A 21,200-nucleotide genomic window follows, 5' to 3' on the forward strand; every position below is an offset into this window, starting at 1 on the left:
AAGCCGCTATGACCGCATGGATTCATAGATTTATCAGTTATATCGATCAGGCCAGTGTTTCGCGTTCGTTCCACAAAGGAAGGAATCGTCTCCTGTCTACCGCACAAGAGGAATCTCTTCCCACCGCGTTGTATAACGCGGTCTGCGGAAACCGGCCCGCATTGCCCATTACCGCTTTGTGCCGCCAAGATCGCCAAATTGGATCATGCGCGCACCATGGTCTGAATTAATTGCATCAACCGCTTCATCAGCCGCGATTGTCTTTGCCGGTCCCTTTCATCGAACAGATCGTGCCGTTCCCTTACCGCCGGAACCAGATCCGTCAGCATGACGCCGCATTTCTGGTAAGCGTGGCCGGGCCGGAAAATCTTCTCACTGATCGTTGTGACCGCATCGATGAGATCCGAAAGCGTGCTCATCACGCGCCGGGACATGTCGCCGTAGAGCGCATAGTTGGAGCTGGAGACTTTCACATTGTGGTGCCTGATCTTGTCGGTTTATCGGTTTAAATGATACGGGTCTCCCATCGCGAAGCCGAGCGCCTTGGCTTCATGGCTGCGCACTTAGCTCTCTGCGAAGGCGGTGAAGCTTGCCCTGCCTTGCAAGACGTGTTACCACCACGCTCGTGATAATTGCGTCCTGGGACGAACCACGTATTGTGGAGTGGAGTCAGCTGTTGCTGGACAGCTATCGTCATTGGATTGGAAAAGATCTGATCGAGCGGGCGGGCGACAGGAACCGGCAAGCGCGAACATTGTTCGAAGCCTCCTTTGTCGTGGTGTCGCACAGTGTGGAACCGGACCCGATCTTGAATTATGGCAATCAAACCGCCTTGGACCTCTGGGAACTCTCCTGGGATCGATTCATCAAGACGCCGTCGCGACTCACGGCCGAGCCGGATGACCGGGCTGAGCGGGCAAGGATGTTGGAACGAGCCAAACTCTACGGTTACTTCGACGGATATCGGGGAATCAGAATTTCTTCGACAGGTCAACGCTTCCTTGTCGAGCAGGCATTGATCTGGAACGTTATCGATTCGGTTGGGACACCTGTCGGTCAAGCCGCGACGTTCTCACAATGGTTCAACGTGTCCTGATCCAGAAGAGCGCATAGATTTCGACACTTCCGGATTGATCACGGCAACGGCCACTCAGGGGAGCCGGACAGTCCACGGCTGTGGAGGAGGAGTCACGTCCAGAGTTCGAGGGGACCGTGGTTCGCGAGACCCTGCAACAGATCTCGGATAGCAAGGATGCCTACGACACGACGATCGTGATCCAAGATCGGAACGGCATGAATCCGTTCATCGAGCATGACGCGAGCAATGTCACGGATCTCTGTCACGGGTGTTGCAGAAACAACTCGAGAAGTCATGATGTCAGCCAATCGCCGCCTGGAGGCCTGTCGCTTATCGGCCGCCGTGATCAGTTCCGGAACATGATGGAGTAGGTCCTGATACGACACCATTCCGACGAGAGTGTCGTGCATCGACGTGATGGGGATATGGTGGAATCCTTTGTGCGACATGCTCGACCAGGCGTCCAGCAAGGTGCTGTCGGATGGAAGAGAGTGAACCGGAGCACTCATCAAGTCCCGAGCTAAGATCGCCGGTTTCGGGTGTGGCCGTTCGCTGTTCTGTTGTTGATAAGCTGTTTGTGCTGCCAAGGCCGAGCGATCTAATGAAGAGGAATGTCGGCCATGATGCCCTCGCTCTCCAGCAGATTCGGCACGGCCATTCCGTGGGCCAACCGGCTTAATCGGATACGTCTCCACGATTCCATTGACCGACAGAATGATGGGCATGCTGCATTTCCTCAACTGCCGTATCGGAGTCTTCGGAAAATACTTAAGCTGAGGATGTTGCAAAAACTCTCCAGCGTCGTCCTTCTCGCGAGTCGCCCCTCGGCAGCACTCTGGGAGGCTGGATTTTGTAGTGCAACATTTTCGTTCTTGCAACCTCAGCGTTCCAAATCGGTTGCTTCCGTTTTAAGCACTATGCTATAAGGCCAGAAGGATCATTGCGTGACGTGGCGAGTGTTGACAAGCGGTGCAAAGGCAATAGACGAAAGGCAGGCACATTACCAAAGGCCTGCACGTCCTCCAAGATTGACATCATACATATAATTCACAAGCCTCTATTTATCTCTTCTTTTCTCGCAAGGGGGTAGTCATGGGCAAGACATTGTGGGCGGTCTTTCTAGGCCTCGGAATGGTGTTGGTTGGGGTTTCGGGTTCGTATGCGCTTCAGGCAGGCGGTGTTGAGACCGGTGATCTGGAAACCGGTTCTGTCGTCGGACAGCCGTTTAAGGAGCTGACCGTGGATGCTTCGTTCTATTCTGTGGATATCGGCAACATGAAGACTTGGTATCCTCCCACGACGGTCATCGATTTTAAGACGCGTCCTGGTGCTCCAGTTCTGATAAAAGTGACGAACAATTCCACTACCGAACATGGCTTTCAGCTGAGTGCTGCAGTCAATCAATCGGGACCATTTGTCTTGGATACCAGGTTAGTGGTCAAGCCTGGAGAAACGAAGTACATCGGTGTGCCAACGAGCGATTTGTTTTATGCAGCGGGGAATACCCTCGAATATCGTTGTCACTTGCATCCGGCCCATGTCGGCGGCAAGTTGCTTATGCTCAAGTAAGTTATTCCGATTCGGACAGTAAAAAGGCCTCGGTGACGCTCACCGAGGCCTTTTTGTTCTGCGCCCACAATCACTCAAAACAAAAGACCCTGGCTCTCGATGGACCCAGGGCCCTCAAATAATAAAGTCAATGGACAGGATCAGTTTCTAACCCCGCTCCATACCTTGGCAGCATCTATTGCTTTATCGGGGTTCAACGTCTTCGCCCTTTCCAGAAGCACGTCTGTCGTTTCAGGATAGAGCGGGTCAGAAATACAACAATTATCAACGGGGCAAACCGCCGCACACTGAGGTTCATCAAAGTGCCCGACACACTCAGTGCAGCGATCATGCGCGATTACGTAAATATTATCGCCGACGCCTTGCCCATCGCCGACGTGATTGCCTTTGGTCTCAGCATCGCTTCTTGTTTCAAAGATTGCTTCATTCGGACATTCCGGCAGGCATGCTCCACAAGAGATGCATTCATCCGTAATCAATAAAGCCATGACCTAAGCCTCCTTATCACGTCAAAATCACAATCACGTCAAAATCACATCAAAAGACTATAAGAACATTGACAAGTTCACGCGGCTCACACCATAGTGCCTCGGCCGACATATGGTGAGTAAGAACGCTGAAATGCATTTTATTCCGTGATTCTTTTCTAAGTCAACTGAACGGAATCTGGTTAGAAGACCTAGGCCATTATTGTGCCTGGGCCATTGGGCCCAACACAGAAGAAAGCATCGGTCGTCATCATATGACATCTGATCGAGCTCCGGCCAACAATCGAGAACAGCGGAAACAGCGGATCATCATGATGGCTTTGCTCGCCCTTCTCCTGATGAGCGCATCGGTTTTCCTCGTCGAACGCAAGGAATCGAGCATCATCGTCGTCACGTTCCCGAGTGGTGTCGAGCTGGAAGCCGAAGTGGCGGACACGCCGGAGAAGTTGCTCTTCGGGCTTGCCTTTCGAGATGCATTGCCTCCAAACGGCGGCATGCTTTATATCTTTGAGCAAAACGGAATGCATCGCGTGACAACCAAGGAATATCGATTCCCGATCGACATTCTGTGGGTGGACGAGAGTCATCATGTGGTGTATATGCTGGAACATGCAGAGCCATGTGCCAAAGATCCGTGCCTGCTTTTCGGGCCACCGCTCGAAGCTGTTCGCTATGTGATACAGGCAGTGTCGGGGTTCATTCAGAAAACTGGAGTTGCAAAAGGCGACGAGCTCAAGTTTGCCCTTCGGATGTAGAGGCTGGGCCATCGCAAGAGGACATACGCACGATGGATGAGTTTCAAAAGGTTGCCCAGATCGATGAGTTGCTTCCGGGAAACTCAAAGATCGTCAAGATCAATGACCGCCCGATCGCATTGTTCAATGTCGAGGGAAAGTTGTACGCCATCCATAATAGCTGTCCCCATGAGGGAGGTCCGCTTATTGAGGGAAGACTCAAAGGGTATGTCATTGCCTGCCCCTGGCATGATCTGGCCTTCGATATCAGAAACGGGCAAGGTGTCGACGGCGGCGGGTACTGTGTAGGAAGTTACGAAGTCCGGGTGGATGGGAACGATATTCTGATCGGCCCTCGGCGGAAAATATAAAAGAGGAAATCCGACTAAACCGCTTGTCTTCACGACGCGCATCAGGATATCGACGTGAGTATTTCCAGTACCGATCACAACCCTACTTTGGACGGCAGCGACCGCCGCCAGGTCACGGTCGACCAGTCTTTCTTTATCCATCTATGGGAAGATCGCACCAGAGGTGAACAGTGGGTGCCGTCTTACGACACCAAAGGACTGGCGCTTCTCAGTGATGAGTTCCTGTGCATCGCGAGCAATAACGCTGTGGAAAACGGGCAGCGCATCTTCGAATTTAAAGCCGTGCAGTCAGGGGTGTACCAGCTGATTTTTGAAAAGCGCATGGGGTGGAAATTTACTGCCGAAGATCGGCGCTTGTTCAGAATAGAGGCAGCGCCGCCATCCAGGAATTGAGCCAATGCCCGATATCGCGTTCATCAACGGTCGCTTTCTTGCTTGGGAAGAAGCGACCATTTCCATCGATGATCGAGGGTTCCAATTCGGAGATGCCGTCTACGAAGTCATTCGGACCTATCGAGGAAGCCCGTTCGAACTTGCCGCGCATCTTGCTCGGTTGGACCGGAGCGCAAGAGAACTCTCGCTTCGCCAACCGTACACCAGAGATCAATGGACCAGGTGGATTCAACAAGGACTCAGTCTGGCCGGATATCAAGATGCAAAGATCTACATTCAGCTTACCAGAGGGATGGCTCCCCGTGAGCATGGTTTTCCACCGGAGAGTCGCCCAACGGTCGTGATGACCATCAGGGAGTTTCATTCCCTGGGACCGGAAGTCCGCCGGGCCGGCGTAAGCGCATGTACCAGGGAGGATCTTCGATGGGGCCGCTGTGACATCAAAAGCGTCAATCTCCTGGCCAACGTCCTTGCCCGTGAAGAAGCGAGGAAGGCCGGCGTCTTCGAAGCAATCTTGGTCAGGGATGGCCTCGTCATGGAAGGTGCGCTGAGCAATGTCATGGCTGTTCAAAGTGGAGTCGTCATGACGGCCCCGGAGGGGCCGAGAATTCTATCCGGCGTCACACGAACCGTCGTGTTAGGGTTGGCGAAAAAGGAGGACATGGAGATCGAAGAACGATTCATACCGGTCGACCTCCTGTACCGCGCCGATGAGGTCTTTCTGACCGGAACCACGCTCGAAGTACTCGGGGTTGTCCAGATCGATGGGAAAATCATCGGCTCCGGCCAACCGGGTCCTATCACAAGAACGCTGGCTGCTCGCTGGGCGTTGTTGACCGGCTAGTACTCTTGCTTTGGACTGAGGTGCATGGTATGGTGCTCCCTCTGTAAGTGGGCTCCTGCCCACTTTTTTGTTTGGATACATGTCAAAGGGAAATGGGTTGAGCATACCGGGCAATGGTCCGCAGCCGGTTGCCGACCGGTTGCGCGAAGTCATTTCGCCGATCCTATGGACGCTCGGGCTTGAATTGGTCGATGTCGTGTGCGTGGGCCAAGGTCCTCGCTCGATCGTTCGAGTTCTGATCGATAAATCAGGTGGAGTCAGCATCGCAGACTGTGAGCAGGCACATAAGATCCTAGGACCGGCCCTCGACGTGGCCGATCCGTTCCCTCATGCCTATACGCTTGAAGTCTCTTCCCCGGGTCTTGATCGGGCCTTCAAGGGATCTCAAGATTATCAACGGGCAATTGGAAAAGAGGTGAGCCTCAAGCTTCGACAACCCCTCGAAGGCCAGTGGAGGATCACCGGGGAGCTGATGCAAGCGGATGAGCAGGTCGTAGTCCTGGCGGTGGCCGCGACGCGGGCGTCACGGACGGTGAGACTGAATCGAGACTTGATTGCTGAGGCAAAGCTGGTCGTGAAAATTTAAGGATCGGAGAGTGGGAGTATTGTAAGCGGTAACCGGATGCAGGAGCGTGCTGTATGAACCGAGAACTGATCTCAGTGATCGACGAAATCGGGCGTCAGAAAGGAATCGACAAGGCCCGAGTCATCGGGGCCGTTGAATCTGCCCTGCAGACAGCCGCAAAGAAACGCTTCGGCCAGGCTGAAAACATCCAAGTGGAAATCGACCCCAAGACCGGGGAAATTTCCGTCGTTTCCAAAAAGATCATCGTCGAAACGGTCAGCAATCCCAAAGCGGAAATCTCTCTTCAAGAAGCTCGTCAATATGATAGTGAAGCGGAGATCGGCGACGAAATCGGATCGTTGATTGAAATGAACGAATTGGGGAGAATTGCCGCACAAACAGCGAAACAAGTCATCTTCCAGAAGGTGCGTGAGGCGGAATGGGAAGCGGTTCAAAAAGAATATTCGACGCGTCAGGGGGATCTCGTGACGGGGATCATTCTCGGAATGGAACGTCGGAATTACCTTGTGGATCTCGGAAAGACTGAAGCTATCCTGCCGATCCAAGAACAGATTCCGCGTGAAACCTACCGGCGCGGCGATCGCGTGAAGGCGATGTTGCTGGAGGTGCGCCGTACGCCGAAGGATGTACAAGTCATTCTGTCTCGTAGCCATCCGCAGTTCGTGGCGAAGCTCTTTGAACTCGAAGTACCGGAAGTCATGGAAAAGATCATTGAAATCAGATCGGTCGTTCGAGAGCCGGGAGATCGGACGAAGATCGCGGTCACGTCACGTGAAAAGGCCGTGGATCCGGTGGGGGCCTGTGTCGGTATTAAGGGTTCACGCGTGCAAGCGGTCGTTCGGGAGTTGCGGGGCGAGAAGATCGACATCATCACCTGGACTCAGGACCCGCGAGTCTTTATTGCCGAAGCCTTGAATCCTGCGACGATTGAAAAGGTAGGGATCGACGAAGAGAAGAAGTCGGCGCTCGTGGTCGCCGCCGACTCGCAATTGTCGTTGGCCATCGGCAAAAACGGTCAGAATGTCCGGCTTGCGGCTCGTTTGACGGGATGGAAGATCGATATCATCAGCGCAACGGAATACGAAAAAGAAAAAGTAGAACGCGATAAAGAAATTAAAGCCGCGCTCGCAGAGGAAGCCGAGGCTCAGCGATTGCAAGAAGAAGCTCGGCAGGCTGCCAGAGCCGAGGAAGCAACGAGCGGATAGAAAGCGGAACCGTCTCATGGCTATGCGTGTATACGAACTCGCGAAGCAGTTAGGAATGGAGAATCGAGTGCTGATCCCAGAGCTCAAGAAGATGGGAGCATCGGTTTCTTCTCACAGCAGTACGCTCGACGATGAGCTCGTTCAGAGGGCGTTGGATAAACTGGCCTCAAGATCGAAAGGCCATGTGACGGGAACCGAAGGAGAGTCCGGTGCAAGGCCGGTCGAGCATGCGAGTCACGGTAAAGTCGTGGTGGCAAGGAGCCACGTCGTCGAAGAACCGCCCAAGCCGGACAAGCGTCGTATACTGATCAAACGAAAGAAAGAGGATGAACCGATCGAGGTCATTCCATCAGCTCCGATTGTTGAGGCTGAGCGTCAGGCGCAGCCCGTCCCCTCGATCACCGTGCCGACACCGCTTCCAGTCGCCGAGCAGCCCAGCAGTGGTGGACTAGTCGATCGCGACCTTCCAACGGAAGAAGTTTCGGACGAGATTTCTCTACCCGCACCTGTGCCGCTCGTTGCGAAGCAGGAGGAGGTGCCGGCAAAGCCGACCGTCGCTCCGTCAACAATCGGGGTGTCGACTCCGGAACCGGTGACCGGCAAGAAGAAGAGCATGGCATTCGAGGCCATCGAGGCCGAAGCACAAAAAGACAAGCTTAAGAAAGTACGAAAACCGGGTCGCCCCAGAGATGGTCAGCAACAAGATGTGAAATTCCGTGAGGACGCCGCCCGCTGGCAAGACCTTCGTGCGATTCCGCTGCAACGACGGGATGACCGATCCAAGCATGTACACCATAGCACCCTGGCAGAAATTACCAAACCACGCCGAAAGAGCGTGAAAGTCACCCCGCGGACGACGGTCAAAGAATTCGCCGAGTTGATCGGTCAACGGCCGGCGGACATCGTTCGCAAGCTGGTGGACATGGGACAAATGCTGACGCTTCACCAGCCTATGAACCTGGATGCCGCATCGATTTTCGCAGAGGAAACTGGAGTCAAGGTCGACATATCGGTCGAAAAAGTGGGGGACGAGTTGCTGCAAGATGTCGTTGAAACGGGCGATGATGAACGGCCGGAACCTCGACCGCCGGTCGTGACCATCATGGGGCACGTCGATCACGGAAAAACTTCCCTGCTCGATGCGATTCGCCAAACCAACGTGGCGGAAGGGGAAGCCGGTGGCATTACCCAACATATCGGCGCCTATACCGTCTCGGTGCGTGGGAAACAAGTGACGTTTCTGGATACTCCCGGCCACGAAGCCTTTACGGCCATGCGAGCTCGTGGTGCCAAGGTCACGGACATCGTCATTTTGGTTGTCGCAGCAGACGACGGAGTGATGCCGCAAACCATTGAAGCCATCCACCATGCCAAGGCAGCCGGAGTGCCGCTGATCGTGGCGATGAACAAGATCGATAAGCCGACCGCCAATCCCGATCGGGTCAAAAACGCCCTCTCTGAACATGGACTGATCTCCGAGGCATGGGGCGGGGATACCATTATGGTCGAGGTATCCGCCAAACAGAAAACGGGGCTCGATACACTCCTCGAGATGATTTTGCTTCAGGCGGAGGTGCTAGAACTCAAGGCGGATCCACACCGACAGGCCAAAGGCACCGTCATCGAAGCCAAGATTGAGCGCGGGAGAGGCCCTGTTGCGACGGTGCTGGTTCAGAGCGGGACGCTACGAGGGGGGGACGCATATGTCGTGGGAACATTCAGCGGCCGTGTTCGAGCCCTCATTAATGATCGTGGCGAAAAAGTGCAGCAGGCAGGGCCGTCCATTCCGGTGGAAGTGATCGGATTGCCCGGCGTTCCGTCGGCGGGAGACGTCTTCCATGTCGTCTCCAATGAAAGAGTCGCCCGGGAGATAGCGGAAGAACGAGCTCAAAAGCGACGGGCGGCAGAGCTGACCGGTCCCTCGAAAGTGTCCTTGGATGATCTGTTCGCGAAGATCCAAGAAGGATCCGTGAAGGAATTGGCGATTGTCATCAAGGCCGACGTACAAGGATCGTCCGAAGCATTGGCAGGCGCGGTTGAAAAGCTGTCGACGGAGGCCGTCAAGCTTCGTGTGATTCATAACGGAGTCGGTGGGGTCATGGAATCCGATGTGCTGCTCGCCGCCGCATCACGAGCCATCATTATCGGCTTCAATATCAGGCCCGAGCCGAAGGCCACCTCATTAGCCGAACAGCAGGGTGTCGATATCAGGCTCTACACGATCATTTATGACGCCATTGCCGACATCAAGGCGGCGATGGAAGGATTGCTCGAGCCCACCCTGAAAGAACGTGTGTTGGGACGAGCAGAAGTCCGGCAGGTATTTACGATTCCGAAGGTCGGAGCCGTGGCGGGGTCTTATATCATTGACGGGACGGTCGCTCGGTCAAGTGCTGGGGTACGCGTGATTCGTGACAATGTGGTGGTCTATCAGGGTAAACTCGCTTCGTTGCGGCGTTTCAAGGACGATGTCCGTGAAGTGCAGCAGGGATACGAATGTGGCTTGAGCATCGAGAATTTCAACGATGTCAAGGCCGGCGATATCATCGAGGCCTATGCCATCGATAAGATCGCAACGAAACTCTAGAACTCTCAGAATTTTTGGTGCGGCCCGTTGTCCAAAGGCCGGGCACGCTTGTTCAACGAAATCGTAGAGTTTCTCTCAAGAGCCTACTTTAACTGAACCCTGGCCATGGTCGTGGGTGTATGCACGGTAGAATTATTCATCTCGGGGAGTCAATCGCTCAAAGACAAGCGGCAGGTCCTTCATGGGCTCAAGGACAGGCTTCGAGGCAAGTTTAACCTTTCAGTCGCCGAAGTGGACGGTCAGGATCTTTGGCAGAAGGCCATCCTTGGAATGGCTTGTGTCTCGAATGAGGGTAGTCACGCGAACCGGGTGATTGAACAAGCGTTGAATCTCATCAAAAGCATGCCCGCAGTCGAAGTCGTCCGAACCCAATTGGAATTGCTCTAAGGATGTTGCAAAAGCCCTCCAGCGTCGTTCTCGCGTCGCTCAAGGTCTCAACGTACCAACCGCGTACGCCTCGACCTTTCGCTCATTGCGGCCTTGCTGGAAGGGCTTTTTCAGCATCCTCTGCAGTCTTACTCTTAAGGGCCACAGGATATTTGTGATTGCCAACGTCGGAATAGCAAGATGTCGAAGACGACCTATAAAAGAGCAGACCGGGTGGCCGACCAGATCAGGATGGAAGTGGCGGATATTCTCATGCGAAAAATCAAGGATCCCCGGGTACGTGACGTGACCGTCACCGATGTCGAGCTGACGGGAGATTTGCGCATCGCTCATGTTTTTGTCACGACCATGGGAACGGGCGAGGCTGAACGGGACATCTTTGCCGGTCTCTCAAGAGCTAGTGGGTTTGTGCGGTCTGAATTGGGACGGCGACTCTCGCTCCGCTACCTTCCGGATGTGATTTTCAAGAAGGATGTCAGTGGAGCTCGTGGTGACCGCGTCATGAGGCTATTGGAAGAATTGCAGGGGACGTCTGAACAACAGGAAACCCAAGACCCTCCAAGCAGCAGGCAGGGGATCGCTGATTCTTAAGGGTATGAACCGGACAGGCATTACAACCGACCAGGAGGGCAATCTGGAGGGAGTTCTCATTGTCCACAAGGAAGTCGGCTGGTCTTCACACGATGTCGTCGCCAAAATCCGGAGGTTATTGGGGGGCAACAAAGTCGGTCATGCCGGCACGCTCGACCCTCATGCCACGGGTGTCTTGCCCATCCTGGTCGGGCGGGCCACAAGAATCGCTGAATACCTGATCAATTGGGATAAGGAGTATCGTGCCGTCTTGCGCCTGGGCGAAACGACCGACACCCAGGATGCAACGGGGCAGGTTTTGACCAGAGTCGATCCCTGTGAGGTGTCTGAGGACGCCCTCCAGGCGGTGATCGCTCGATTCAGAGGAGTACAACAGCAACTGCCGCCGATGTACTCAGCGGTGAAGATCGGCGGACAACCGCTTTACAAAGCGGCGAGAGCAGGAAGAACGATCCACCGAGCAGAGCGGTCGATTGCGATTCATCAGCTGGAGATCGTGGGGTTTCACGATCGCGACGTGGTCCTGCACATTGTGTGCTCAAAAGGCACGTATGTACGCACGCTGTGCGCCGATATCGGACAGGCCTTGGGCGTAGGTGGGCATCTCCATACTCTCGAACGTCGCCGTGTAGGACCACTGTCGATCGAACAGGCCATGACGATCGATCAAGTCGCCGGTCAGTTGACGACGGGAACGCTCCGAAAGCAATTCATTCCGTTGGACCAACTCCTGTACCAACTCCCGGCGGTGGTGGTGAACGATGAGCAGGCGCAGCGTGTCCTGCATGGCTCGCCTATCTTTTCGGCGGGAATTGGGCAACTGCCCTCTTCTCCCTCCGCTGTTTCCGTGCGTCTGAAGAATGAAGCAGGTCAGTTGTTGGCCATTGGAACTCACGATGCCGGCTGCGTGGGGTCGATTAGAATTCGTAAGGTCCTGAGTCTCTTGAGTCATTAATGCGGAAGGAGTAGGTATGGGATTACTGAAAGAGGCAAAGAGTGAACTCATCAAGCAATATCAGCAGCATGACAAGGATTCCGGATCGCCGGAGGTGCAGATTGCCGTGTTGACCAACCGGATTACGTATCTCACCGAGCATTTCAAGAGCCATAAAAAGGATCACCACTCGCGACGTGGGTTGTTGCAACTGGTCGGCCGCAGACGACGGTTGCTGGACTATCTCCGCGATGTGGATGACGCGCGTTACCGAGCGGTGATCGATCGACTCGGCATTCGCAAATAACCGGTCGTACTAACAGCGGCGTTTCCCGTCGCCATAGCATCGTTCGACTGTGCCACAGATGAACACCGAGATGCGCTCACGCGAAGTCCGCAGTGTGAAAGTGAAAAGCTGTCAAGTTACTGAGGAGCCTCAGACCTTGAACTTTTTAACTTGTCGCCCACGGTTGAGCGTATCTCAGTGGGCATCTGTGGATCTAACCAGAGGAGACCATAGATGGTACAGGTCGTAGAAATCGATATTGCAGGTCGGACCCTCCGCCTCGAAACCGGTCGTGTTGCAAAACAAGCTGATGGATCAATTTGGGCCTCGTATGGTGACACAGTCGTCCTGGCGACGGCCGTGGCCGCGCAAACTGCCAAGCCGGGCATAGATTTTCTTCCGTTGACCGTCGACTACCAGGAAAAGGCCTATGCTGCCGGGAAGATCCCCGGGGGGTACTTCAAACGCGAAGGCCGACCGGCTGAAAAAGAAGTGCTGACAAGTCGCTTGATCGATCGCCCGCTTCGTCCACTCTTTCCGGAAGGCTATTACTTCGAAACACAGGTCATTGCCTCGGTCCTCTCGGCGGATAAGACCGGTTCTTCCGATATTATCGGCATCACGGCGGCATCAGCCGCGCTCGCAGTGTCGAACATTCCTTTCAACGGACCCGTCGCCGGGGTGAGGATCGGTCGGGTCAACGGCCGGCTTGTCGTCAATCCTGACCTCGAAACCATGGAGCAGAGCGAGCTGCATCTGGTGGTGGCAGGGACAGCGGATGCCGTGATGATGGTGGAGGCGGGCGCCGACGAATTATCCGAGCAAACGATGCTCGAGGCCCTGGAATTGGCTCACGCTGAGATCAAGAAAATCGTCCAGAAGATCGCTGAATTGGCCAAGAAGGTCGGGAGGGCGAAACGGGAGGTCATTGCGGAGTCGATCGCCTCCGCGTTGCAAGCCGAGATCAAAGAGTTGGTTGCACAACCGATTCGTGACGCCATCATGATTGCCAATAAGACCGCACGACAGGAGCGGTTGGACCACATTCTGGCCGACGCTATTGAAAAGCTGAAGAAGCCGGATGATTCCTCAAGGGAGCGGCATATCAAGATTGTGTTCCATCAATTGGAATATACGGAAGTCCGGAAGATGATTTTGGAAAACCGATCGCGCGCCGACGGGCGCGGCCCTGCCGATATCAGGCCGATCACCTGCGAGGTTGGTGCCCTGCCGCGCGCGCATGGTTCCGCGATCTTTACCCGAGGCGAAACACAGAGCTTGGCGGTGGTGACGCTAGGGACGACCGACGATGAGCAGCGCATTGACGCCTTGGAAGGGGAGTATACCCGGACATTTATGCTGCACTACAACTTCCCGCCCTTCAGCGTTGGTGAGGCGCGGCCGCTCCGCTCCCCAGGAAGGCGTGAGGTTGGGCATGGAGCCTTGGCTGAACGGGCGTTGAAACCCGTGATTCCGAACAAGGATGTCTTTCCATACACCTTACGGATTGTTTCTGAAATTCTGGAATCAAATGGGTCTTCATCGATGGCAACGGTATGCGGCGGAACGCTGGCCATGATGGACGCCGGAGTGCCGATCAAGGAACCGGTCGCCGGCATCGCCATGGGGTTGATCAAGGAAGGGGACGACGTCATTATCTTGTCGGACATCCTCGGCCTTGAAGATCATCTGGGCGATATGGACTTCAAGGTATGCGGGACCAAGAACGGCGTGACGGCGCTTCAAATGGACATTAAGATCGGCGGCATTACCACGTCCTTGATGCAACAGGCCTTGGAGCAGGCCCGCATGGGTCGCCTCCACATTCTCGACCGCATGTCCAAAGGGCTAGCGGGTCCCCGCACCGACCTGTCGCCGTTCGCACCTCGCATCTACACGATGAAGGTGAAGCAGGACAAGATTCGGGACATTATTGGTCAGGGCGGAAAAACCATCAGGGGGATTCAGGCCGACTGTGGCGTCAAAGTCAGCGTTGAGGATACCGGTGTCGTGACCATTGCTTCTGCGGACGAAGTGTCGTTGAAAAAAGCTCAGGAGATCATCAACCGCTTGACTGAGGAAGTTGAAGTCGGGAAGGTCTATATGGGTACGGTGAGAAAGATTATGGATTTCGGGGCATTCGTGGAAGTGTTGCCTGGTACGGATGGATTAGTGCATATCTCACAATTGGCGCATCACCGCGTGAAAGCCGTATCCGACGAGGTGGCCGAGGGCGATCAGATTCTCGTGAAAGTGCTGGAGATCGATAAGCAAGGCAAGATCCGGCTCAGCCGGAAGGAAACCATCCCTGCGCCGACAGGAAGCGGCGCAAAAGATTCAGCGAGCGGATAAGACTTGTACCGCAAGCTCATTCTCGATAACGGAATTCGTCTGGTCACTGAGCGCATTCCGACCCTTAAATCCGTGACGGTCGGTATCTGGGTCAATACGGGCTCTCGTGATGAAAGTCCCGCAGAGGCCGGGTATTCGCACTTCATTGAACACATGTTCTTCAAGGGGACGGTTGCTCGTTCGGCCACGGAGATCTCCCGTGAAATCGACGCGTTGGGAGGCGAGATGAACGCCTTCACGACACGTGAAACGACGACGTTCTACGTCAAGGTCTTGGATCAGCACTTGCCCCAGGCGTTGGATCTGCTTTCGGATCTGTTCCTTCGATCTCGTCTTGGCCGGAACGAAATTCAGAAAGAGAAACAGGTGGTGCTTGAAGAAGTCCGTATGGTTCAAGATGACCCGGAGGATCTGGTCCAGGAACTTCATACCAAGTTGGTGATGGGGCGACATCCCTTGAGTCGGCCGATCTTGGGGCGAGAATCAACCATCGTCCGGATCAGCCGATCGAATCTTCTCGACTATATCGACGCCCATTACCGCCCGGAAGAAATCGTGGTGGCGGTCGCGGGGAATTTCGATCAATATCAGCTTGAAAAAACAATGGCTCGCACCTTTGGTGGATATCACAAGTCCTCAAGCAGCATTCCTTGCAAACGGTGGCCTCCTGAACTCCAGGGTGGCGTGATGATGAAACAGAAGCCGTTGGAACAGGTTCACATCTGTGTGGGATTCGAGGGCGTTGCAGCGGGTCATAAGGACCGCTATGCGGTCTATGCCCTGAACGCGGTGCTCGGCGGCAGCGTCAGTTCTCGGCTTTTTCAAGAGGTCCGAGAGAAACGCGGCTTGTCCTATTCGATCTACTCATTTCTGTCCGGCTATTCCGATGGCGGCACCATTACGGTCTACGTTGGAATTCGGGCACGAGAGGTTGAGCGGGTCCTGGATTTGGTCTGCCGTGAAATTCGAAAACTGGCCAGGCATGGTATCGATGGTCACGAACTCAAACGCACGAAGGATCAAATGAAAGGCAGTCTCATGCTGAGTTTGGAAAGCTCACATAGTCGGATGAACAAGCTTGCCAAGGATGAGCTGATTGCCGGAACCCATACGACGTTGGAGGATCTGACGATGGAGATCGACGGCGTGACCGAGCAGCAAGTATTTCAAACCGCACAGAGCCTGTTCGTCGAGGACAGCATCGCGTTGACCGGATTGGGCCCTCTTTCTTCACGGCAAGTGCGGGAGTTGAGCGCAAACTTTTCGTAACCGTCGTTGATGCAGTTGAGACCAATTCATGGAAATCTCACGACGGATTCTTCATTGACATCCTGACGCAAGTTTCTTTACATTAGAATTCAGCAAACATTTCCTTGACAGGACATCGCTGTTTCAGTACCGTTCCGGTACCGGTTGGACAGTTTCCCGTTCGTGTTGCGGTGGAGGCTATTGAAGAACGTAAATTCCCAAAAAGCTTTGCACAAGCTTTGATTGAGCGACTTCAGAAGTGAGGACGGATAACGTCTCAGGATATCGGGCTCAAATTTGATGCAAGGAGGGATAACGTATGAAAAGGGCTGTCATTCTAGCTGCCGTGACGGTGTTTTCGGGATTCGGCTTGCTAGCGGCCGGGATCTCCCTAGCTGCCGACATAGAGCATTTAGGCCTCGCTGATGCGGTGGTTGGGGGAAAACCGCTGAAGGCCGAAACCGCTGCCAAGACGCTGCAAGGTCGTGTCTGGTCGCAGTGGGCGGATAACCCGGACGGAGAACTCCTGTTCGGGATTCAATATTGGAATACTGGAGAGCCGGGATCCGGCACACCTGCGGGCCGATCATCGACGACGTTTGACGTGAAGCCGCCTGATCCATTGTTCAGTTGTTGCGCTTGGGGTTTTACCGGAGGTAGTGAGAAAAATTCTACCTATTCAGGCTGGTATACCGCCACGACGGTCCGTCTTATGGTCAAAGATAAGGCCCTGATGGATCAAATCATCAAGGCCTCTCAAGAATTGGTCGCCATGGAGATCACGCTGGACGGCAGAACCATCACCGGCTTCAAGGTGATCAAGGACTAGTCACTGTCAATGTCGAAGATGTTGTTGAAGGAGGACTCGATCATGATCTTGCAGAAGCGAGGTGCAGCCGTTCTGGCAGCCGTTGCGCTCGTCGTCGGTATGGGTTCGACTGCCTCGGCCATTGAATCATTTCAAGAGCGATTCGAGTGGGGCGATATGAGCAAACCGACCACACTTCAAGGTCGGGTGATCGTGCTTGATCCATATGATGAAGCGGTGTGGATCAACATCGCCGTATTCGGCGGGAATGCCGAGAGCGGCTTGTTCTGGCAAAAAGTTCATCCGGGTAAAAATGTGAAGTTCTATGCCGATAAGTCCGCCTGGCAAGAGTTGAAGAAGATGGGCCGGTCTCATGCCGGACCGGCAGCAGCAAAAGAAGTTCCTCCAGGCAGCACGACCGACTTGATTGAATTCGTTGTCACAGAGATTGAACAGAATCATCGGGTGATTTCATCCGTGAAGAAGATTCCTGAGGTGTCTGGTTCAATGGGTAAGCCTGTGAGCATGTCCGGGCTTCGTCTCAAGGATTGTACCGGGAAGAGTGAATACGATAAGGCTTGCGCAGCAGCCAAGCAAGATCTCAACTCTTCGCCGGTTTCTCCCGATGGGAGTAACGTCGGTATGCAATACGATGTGATGCTTCCAGGAGGAAAAACTCTCGGCGGTCTCGTTCCATGGACCGCACAGTATAATCGTCCGCACTGAAGGCTATCCCAGGTGCAAACGGGCGGCCTCCCGAAAGGGACGCCGCCCGTTTTATTTTCACCGGCCTACGCAGGAAGCCATGCCGTCATGCAGTGCGCAGACTAGCATGGAATGTCCTACCTATGGTATCTCTACGGATACAGTTCTGTATCTAGCAGGCTGCGGAAAAACCCTCCGTTCATCCTTACGAGAGCCTCAGGACGAACGGAGCGGTCATTGAATATACTGAGGTTTTCCGTTCGTGCTGAGCCTGTCGAAGCACAGAAATCGAGTTTTTCCGCAGCCTGTTAGTTCGATACCGATCATGGCGATCACCCTCCCCATCGCCGTTGACTCTACGTCATCATCCTGTCTCCTTTCACTGTGTGGTCATGGACTTCGCCTAAGTCGCGCTAGGGCCTGTCATCAATTAAGCCATGTGATGGAGGCAGCGAGATAGATTGCGCCAAGGAAGTTGGCCGCGCGTTTGTCGTAGCGTGTAGCAATCGCGCGGAATTGTTTGAGTCTGGCAAAAAAGTTCTCGATCAGGTGCCGTGCCCTGTACAGGGCTTTATCGTATGCTCGGGTGGTTGTTCTGTTGGATTTTGGCGGGATGACGATATTCTTGCCCGCTTGTTGCAACGGCTGGATTATCCGTTCATCGGCGTCAAACGCCTTGTCGGCGAGGATCGTGTCGGCGTCGATGCCGGGAAGAAGGGCATCGGCCCCATCAAGGTCATGCGCCTGGCCTGGTGTGAGATGAAAACTCGTGGGATTGCCCAGCGCATCGCAGGTGGCGTGGATTTTCGTGGTCAATCCTCCTTTGCTGCGTCCGATCGCTTCCTGTTCGCGATGCCCCCTTTTGCGCCCGCACTGTGCTGGTGAGCACGGACGATCGTTGAATCGATCATGGCGTATCCGTTGTCGGGATCATCGGCCAGACGCTCGAACACCTGCTTCCAGACACCGCCCTTGCTCCAGCGCGTATGACGCGTGTGGATCACCCGGAAATCCCCGAACCGCTCCGGCAGATCCCGCCATGGGATCCCGGCACGGTAACGGTACAAAACAGCCTCCACAAACAGTCGGTTGTCTTTCGCTGTCACACCCACTGCGCCTTCACGCCCTGGCAGCAGTTTCTCGATCTTCTCCCATTGGTCATCACGCAACCCGTATCGTCTCACCATCCGCAGGCCCCTCCCTCGGCCTGTGGATGAGTGAATCACAACATTATGGCTCTGTGAACCCAGAAAATTAATTGATGACACGCCTTAGTGCGTTCTGGTTTTTGCATGGCAGGTATTGGTATTGCTGCGGTTGTTAATAAGACCTATGGCAACGATCTATCTCTCCTCCACCTACGAAGACCTCAAGGACTTCCGATCTGCGGTAGTGCATGCACTCCGCCAAAGCGAGTATCGCGTCATCGCCATGGAAGACTATGTGGCGACTGATCAGCGGCCGGCGGACAAATGCCTTCGGGATGTGGAGCAAGCCGATATCTATGTCGGGCTTTTTGCATTTCGCTATGGGTATGTTCCGCCATCTGAGCACAACAACCCAAAGGGCTTATCGATTACCGAATTGGAGCTTCGCCATGCACAGCATCATAAAAAACCTTGTTTGACGTTTCTCGCCGATCCAAAGGCGTCTGGGTTCCCAGCCACCCTGATGGATGCGTTCACCGGCGATGGTGACGCTGGAAAGCACATCAAGCGGTTGCGTGACGAATTGGGTCGTGAGCAGACGGCGAGCTTCTTCTCAGCACCCTACCAGCTGGCGAGTCTGGTCCAGGCTGCGGTGGCAAGCTATCTGGCGGCGCACAGGACACCAGCATCATCGAGCACACCACAAACGCCGACTCCCACGGCCATCACCTGGGATATCAAGAAAAATGGCTCGCCTTATCCCGGACTGATGCACTTCACCCGCAAGTACGCGCCCGTGTTCTTTGGTCGCGAGGCGGAGATCCATGACGTTCTTGACCGGTTGCGATCTCCTGAGGGGCGCTTCCTGATCATCAGCGGGGCGTCGGGCACTGGGAAATCCTCCCTCGTGGACGCTGGTGTGTTGCCGAAAATTGAGACGACCGTAGCCAACGAAGGTCCTGGATATCACAGTGCGCGCATGGTGCCGAGTCGGGGTCGCCATCCCTTTGATGCACTGATGCGGCCGCTGCATGGGTATGCCGAGCAGGCGGGAGTAGATGCTTACACCGTGAGCGAACAACTGCTGAGCCAGCCCAATCATCTGCCACAGATTTTTGGAGAAATCGCGTCGAAATGTTTCAAGAATGCTGAACTCGTGTTGTTCCTTGATCAGATGGAAGAATTGTTTACAGGGCAGGATCGGGCACAATCCCATAGTTTTCTCTCAGCTCTTTATCGCACTACGCAGGATGCCCCCCTACGTATCATCGCGACGATCCGGAGTGATTTCTTGCACCATTGTCATGAACAGCCCGATTTGTTGAGAATGCTCAACGGGCAAGGGCATATTGGGATTGGCCCCATTGATGCAGGCAGTGTTCGTGAAATGATTCTCAGACCGGCGCAATGTGCAGGGCTTTCTCTGTCGGAAAAGCTGGTCCGCCGTGTTACAGATGAAGCTGGCCACGAGCTGGGTAACTTACCGCTCTTAGCGTTTGCATTATGGCAGCTCTTCGATAAACGAGCGGGGAAGGAACTGACTGAACGGGCCTACGATGAAATGGGCGGCCTTGCCGGTGCCATTAGCCAGCGGGCAGATCGGGTGATGACCGAATTAGGTGAGGAAGCAAGGAATGCCTTCGACAAAGTGTTCGCTCAGCTCGTACACCTTGAACGCGAGCGCCCGCCGACTCGTAGACGCGTGAGTCTCATGGTCTTCAGGTCAGACGCGCCCGCGAATCAACTGATCGAAACGCTGGCAGGCCCAAAATGCCGAATCCTGGTCAAAGGTGGTGAAGGGAGTGAGGCCATGGTTGAGGTTGCCCATGAAAAGCTGTTTTCAGCCTGGCCTAAGCTCAAAGACTGGATCGATAGTAGTAGTGCCGACTTGCGGCTGATTGATTATGTAGAGGAGGCAGCGCGACGATGGTACGAGACGGGCTGTCATCTCGAAGAAGTGTGGCGCAAAGAGAGGGCCGAAGCAGTCGAACGTGCGTTGACACGATTCAAGAGAATGCCTTCTGCTCAGCTGTATACAATGATCCACCCACAGAAGATGTTGATTGAGCGGCTCGATGATGCGGCACTGTCACATGAAGACCGTCTTCTGATCGGTCAAAAGTTGTGTGAGTTTGGCGACACGCGGGATGGGGTCGGTCTGAAGGATGGTCTACCTGACATCGTGTGGATCGATATCCCTGGAGGCAGCATTATATTGGAGGAGATCGACCAGGTGTTCGAGGTCAAAACCTTCCGGATCGCCAAATATCCCGTAACCAACCTGCAATTCGAGGCGTTTATCAGTGCACAGGATGGCTACCGAAATAAGCAATGGTGGAATAACATCGAACCGAGCGAGAAGGCTCGTGTGACGACATGGAAGGAGACCAATGCACCGCGAGAGACCGTCTCCTGGTATGAAGCCGTCGCCTTTTGCCGGTGGCTCAGTGCTAAGACCGGCAAGAGTATTCATCTTCCAACGGAGTGGGAATGGCAGCAGGCCGCAACAGGCGGAGATCCGCAGCGTAAGTACCCGTGGGAAGGTGGATGGGATGGGTTTCGCTGTAATAGCTGGGACAGCCGACTGAGCCGGACGACAGCTGTGGGCATATACCCAGCTGGAGCTACAACACAGGGTATTTACGACATGGCTGGAAACGTGTGGGAATGGTGCCAGAATAAGTACGAGAATCCCGAAGGTCCGGAGGCGGTACGTATTGACAAGGGCGGCGAGCGCGTGCTGCGTGGCGGTTCCTGGGACAGCAGACCGGAGTACCTCCTTGCGTCGTACCGGGATGACAGGGACGATGTTGTTGCCCGAGGCGGCGGCCTTGGCTTTCGGCTCGTCCAGGACATTCCCTAACACTTACACTTTGCGCTTTGACC

The 21,200-nt window shown here is 54.6% G+C and carries 22 protein-coding genes; 18 read left to right on the forward strand and 4 right to left on the reverse strand.

What is annotated here, in order from left to right; all coding sequences use genetic code 11:
• Positions 1-203: 203 nt before the first annotated feature.
• Complete coding sequence (locus P0120_16855) at positions 204-473, reverse strand: hypothetical protein (protein ID MDF0675980.1); 270 nt, start codon at positions 471-473, stop codon at positions 204-206.
• 152 nt (positions 474-625) lie between these two features.
• Between P0120_16855 and P0120_16860 the strand changes: the two genes are divergently transcribed.
• Complete coding sequence (locus P0120_16860) at positions 626-1,096, forward strand: MEKHLA domain-containing protein (protein ID MDF0675981.1); 471 nt, start codon at positions 626-628, stop codon at positions 1,094-1,096.
• Between the two features lie 92 nt (positions 1,097-1,188).
• Here the strand turns inward: P0120_16860 and P0120_16865 are convergent, their stop codons facing one another.
• Positions 1,189-1,803, reverse strand: a complete 615-nt coding sequence (locus P0120_16865; GenBank protein ID MDF0675982.1) for a CBS domain-containing protein — start codon at positions 1,801-1,803, stop codon at positions 1,189-1,191.
• 367 nt (positions 1,804-2,170) lie between these two features.
• Here P0120_16865 and P0120_16870 point away from each other — a divergent pair, with 367 nt between their 5' ends.
• Positions 2,171-2,647 (forward strand): hypothetical protein, encoded by a 477-nt coding sequence (locus P0120_16870; GenBank protein ID MDF0675983.1) that lies wholly within the window; start codon positions 2,171-2,173, stop codon positions 2,645-2,647.
• A gap of 140 nt (positions 2,648-2,787) precedes the next feature.
• Here P0120_16870 and P0120_16875 read toward each other — a convergent pair whose 3' ends face one another.
• Positions 2,788-3,135: a YfhL family 4Fe-4S dicluster ferredoxin gene (locus P0120_16875; protein ID MDF0675984.1), complete on the reverse strand. Its 348-nt coding sequence runs from the start codon at positions 3,133-3,135 to the stop codon at positions 2,788-2,790.
• Positions 3,136-3,389: 254 nt separating this feature from the next.
• Between P0120_16875 and P0120_16880 the strand changes: the two genes are divergently transcribed.
• The 15 genes from P0120_16880 to P0120_16950 all read left to right on the forward strand — a co-directional run bounded on the left by P0120_16880 (position 3,390) and on the right by P0120_16950 (position 17,187).
• Positions 3,390-3,890: a DUF192 domain-containing protein gene (locus P0120_16880; GenBank protein MDF0675985.1), complete on the forward strand. Its 501-nt coding sequence runs from the start codon at positions 3,390-3,392 to the stop codon at positions 3,888-3,890.
• 32 nt (positions 3,891-3,922) lie between these two features.
• Entirely contained in the window at positions 3,923-4,240 is a 318-nt protein-coding gene (locus P0120_16885; protein ID MDF0675986.1) for a Rieske 2Fe-2S domain-containing protein, read from the forward strand.
• A gap of 54 nt (positions 4,241-4,294) precedes the next feature.
• Entirely contained in the window at positions 4,295-4,633 is a 339-nt protein-coding gene (locus P0120_16890; protein ID MDF0675987.1) for a protease inhibitor I42 family protein, read from the forward strand.
• Positions 4,634-4,637: 4 nt separating this feature from the next.
• On the forward strand, positions 4,638-5,477 hold the full coding sequence (dat, locus tag P0120_16895) for a D-amino-acid transaminase (protein ID MDF0675988.1): 840 nt from the start codon (positions 4,638-4,640) through the stop codon (positions 5,475-5,477).
• Between the two features lie 79 nt (positions 5,478-5,556).
• Positions 5,557-6,063 carry a ribosome maturation factor RimP gene (locus tag P0120_16900; GenBank protein ID MDF0675989.1) on the forward strand — a complete coding sequence of 169 codons (507 nt, stop codon included), beginning with the start codon at positions 5,557-5,559 and terminating at the stop codon, positions 6,061-6,063.
• A gap of 53 nt (positions 6,064-6,116) precedes the next feature.
• A complete protein-coding gene (gene nusA, locus P0120_16905; GenBank protein MDF0675990.1) occupies positions 6,117-7,268 on the forward strand; it encodes a transcription termination factor NusA in 1,152 nt (383 codons plus the stop codon).
• Positions 7,269-7,284: 16 nt separating this feature from the next.
• Entirely contained in the window at positions 7,285-9,855 is a 2,571-nt protein-coding gene (gene infB, locus P0120_16910; protein ID MDF0675991.1) for a translation initiation factor IF-2, read from the forward strand.
• A gap of 105 nt (positions 9,856-9,960) precedes the next feature.
• Positions 9,961-10,242 (forward strand): DUF503 domain-containing protein, encoded by a 282-nt coding sequence (locus P0120_16915; protein MDF0675992.1) that lies wholly within the window; start codon positions 9,961-9,963, stop codon positions 10,240-10,242.
• Between the two features lie 180 nt (positions 10,243-10,422).
• Positions 10,423-10,833 carry a 30S ribosome-binding factor RbfA gene (rbfA, locus tag P0120_16920; GenBank protein MDF0675993.1) on the forward strand — a complete coding sequence of 137 codons (411 nt, stop codon included), beginning with the start codon at positions 10,423-10,425 and terminating at the stop codon, positions 10,831-10,833.
• Positions 10,834-10,837: 4 nt separating this feature from the next.
• Positions 10,838-11,788 carry a tRNA pseudouridine(55) synthase TruB gene (truB, locus tag P0120_16925; protein MDF0675994.1) on the forward strand — a complete coding sequence of 317 codons (951 nt, stop codon included), beginning with the start codon at positions 10,838-10,840 and terminating at the stop codon, positions 11,786-11,788.
• A gap of 16 nt (positions 11,789-11,804) precedes the next feature.
• Positions 11,805-12,074 carry a 30S ribosomal protein S15 gene (gene rpsO / locus P0120_16930; protein MDF0675995.1) on the forward strand — a complete coding sequence of 90 codons (270 nt, stop codon included), beginning with the start codon at positions 11,805-11,807 and terminating at the stop codon, positions 12,072-12,074.
• A gap of 213 nt (positions 12,075-12,287) precedes the next feature.
• Positions 12,288-14,405 carry a polyribonucleotide nucleotidyltransferase gene (pnp, locus tag P0120_16935; GenBank protein MDF0675996.1) on the forward strand — a complete coding sequence of 706 codons (2,118 nt, stop codon included), beginning with the start codon at positions 12,288-12,290 and terminating at the stop codon, positions 14,403-14,405.
• 3 nt (positions 14,406-14,408) lie between these two features.
• Entirely contained in the window at positions 14,409-15,674 is a 1,266-nt protein-coding gene (locus P0120_16940; protein MDF0675997.1) for a pitrilysin family protein, read from the forward strand.
• A gap of 298 nt (positions 15,675-15,972) precedes the next feature.
• Positions 15,973-16,482, forward strand: coding sequence for a hypothetical protein (locus P0120_16945; GenBank protein ID MDF0675998.1), 510 nt, complete (start codon positions 15,973-15,975; stop codon positions 16,480-16,482).
• Positions 16,483-16,524: 42 nt separating this feature from the next.
• A complete protein-coding gene (locus P0120_16950) occupies positions 16,525-17,187 on the forward strand; it encodes a hypothetical protein (protein ID MDF0675999.1) in 663 nt (220 codons plus the stop codon).
• A 405-nt stretch (positions 17,188-17,592) separates the two neighbouring features.
• Here P0120_16950 and P0120_16955 read toward each other — a convergent pair.
• Positions 17,593-18,350, reverse strand: a protein-coding gene (locus tag P0120_16955) for an IS5 family transposase (protein MDF0676000.1) whose coding sequence is annotated in 2 segments (ribosomal slippage) — positions 17,593-18,018 and positions 18,021-18,350 — 756 coding nt in all. Because the reading frame shifts where the segments join, the coding sequence is not laid out codon by codon here.
• A 148-nt stretch (positions 18,351-18,498) separates the two neighbouring features.
• Between P0120_16955 and P0120_16960 the strand changes: the two genes are divergently transcribed.
• Positions 18,499-21,177: an SUMF1/EgtB/PvdO family nonheme iron enzyme gene (locus P0120_16960; GenBank protein MDF0676001.1), complete on the forward strand. Its 2,679-nt coding sequence runs from the start codon at positions 18,499-18,501 to the stop codon at positions 21,175-21,177.
• Positions 21,178-21,200 lie beyond the last annotated feature (23 nt).

The sequence above is a fragment of the Nitrospira sp. genome (genome assembly GCA_029194675.1).
GTDB lineage: Bacteria > Nitrospirota > Nitrospiria > Nitrospirales > Nitrospiraceae > Nitrospira_D.

Excerpts from the sequence above, each read along its gene's own strand:
- P0120_16950 (MDF0675999.1), top strand. The coding sequence starts at position 16,525 with ATGATCTTGCAGAAGCGAGGTGCAGCCGTTCTGGCAGCCGTTGCGCTC.
- P0120_16945 (MDF0675998.1), top strand. The coding sequence starts at position 15,973 with ATGAAAAGGGCTGTCATTCTAGCTGCCGTGACGGTGTTTTCGGGATTC.
- P0120_16870 (MDF0675983.1), top strand. The coding sequence starts at position 2,171 with ATGGGCAAGACATTGTGGGCGGTCTTTCTAGGCCTCGGAATGGTGTTG.
- pnp (MDF0675996.1), top strand. The coding sequence starts at position 12,288 with ATGGTACAGGTCGTAGAAATCGATATTGCAGGTCGGACCCTCCGCCTC.
- P0120_16875 (MDF0675984.1), bottom strand. The coding sequence starts at position 3,135 with ATGGCTTTATTGATTACGGATGAATGCATCTCTTGTGGAGCATGCCTG.
- infB (MDF0675991.1), top strand. The coding sequence starts at position 7,285 with ATGGCTATGCGTGTATACGAACTCGCGAAGCAGTTAGGAATGGAGAAT.
- rpsO (MDF0675995.1), top strand. The coding sequence starts at position 11,805 with ATGGGATTACTGAAAGAGGCAAAGAGTGAACTCATCAAGCAATATCAG.
- P0120_16915 (MDF0675992.1), top strand. The coding sequence starts at position 9,961 with ATGGTCGTGGGTGTATGCACGGTAGAATTATTCATCTCGGGGAGTCAA.
- P0120_16885 (MDF0675986.1), top strand. The coding sequence starts at position 3,923 with ATGGATGAGTTTCAAAAGGTTGCCCAGATCGATGAGTTGCTTCCGGGA.
- dat (MDF0675988.1), top strand. The coding sequence starts at position 4,638 with ATGCCCGATATCGCGTTCATCAACGGTCGCTTTCTTGCTTGGGAAGAA.
- P0120_16900 (MDF0675989.1), top strand. The coding sequence starts at position 5,557 with ATGTCAAAGGGAAATGGGTTGAGCATACCGGGCAATGGTCCGCAGCCG.
- rbfA (MDF0675993.1), top strand. The coding sequence starts at position 10,423 with ATGTCGAAGACGACCTATAAAAGAGCAGACCGGGTGGCCGACCAGATC.
- P0120_16880 (MDF0675985.1), top strand. The coding sequence starts at position 3,390 with ATGACATCTGATCGAGCTCCGGCCAACAATCGAGAACAGCGGAAACAG.
- truB (MDF0675994.1), top strand. The coding sequence starts at position 10,838 with ATGAACCGGACAGGCATTACAACCGACCAGGAGGGCAATCTGGAGGGA.
- P0120_16865 (MDF0675982.1), bottom strand. The coding sequence starts at position 1,803 with ATGCCCATCATTCTGTCGGTCAATGGAATCGTGGAGACGTATCCGATT.
- P0120_16960 (MDF0676001.1), top strand. The coding sequence starts at position 18,499 with ATGGCAACGATCTATCTCTCCTCCACCTACGAAGACCTCAAGGACTTC.
- nusA (MDF0675990.1), top strand. The coding sequence starts at position 6,117 with ATGAACCGAGAACTGATCTCAGTGATCGACGAAATCGGGCGTCAGAAA.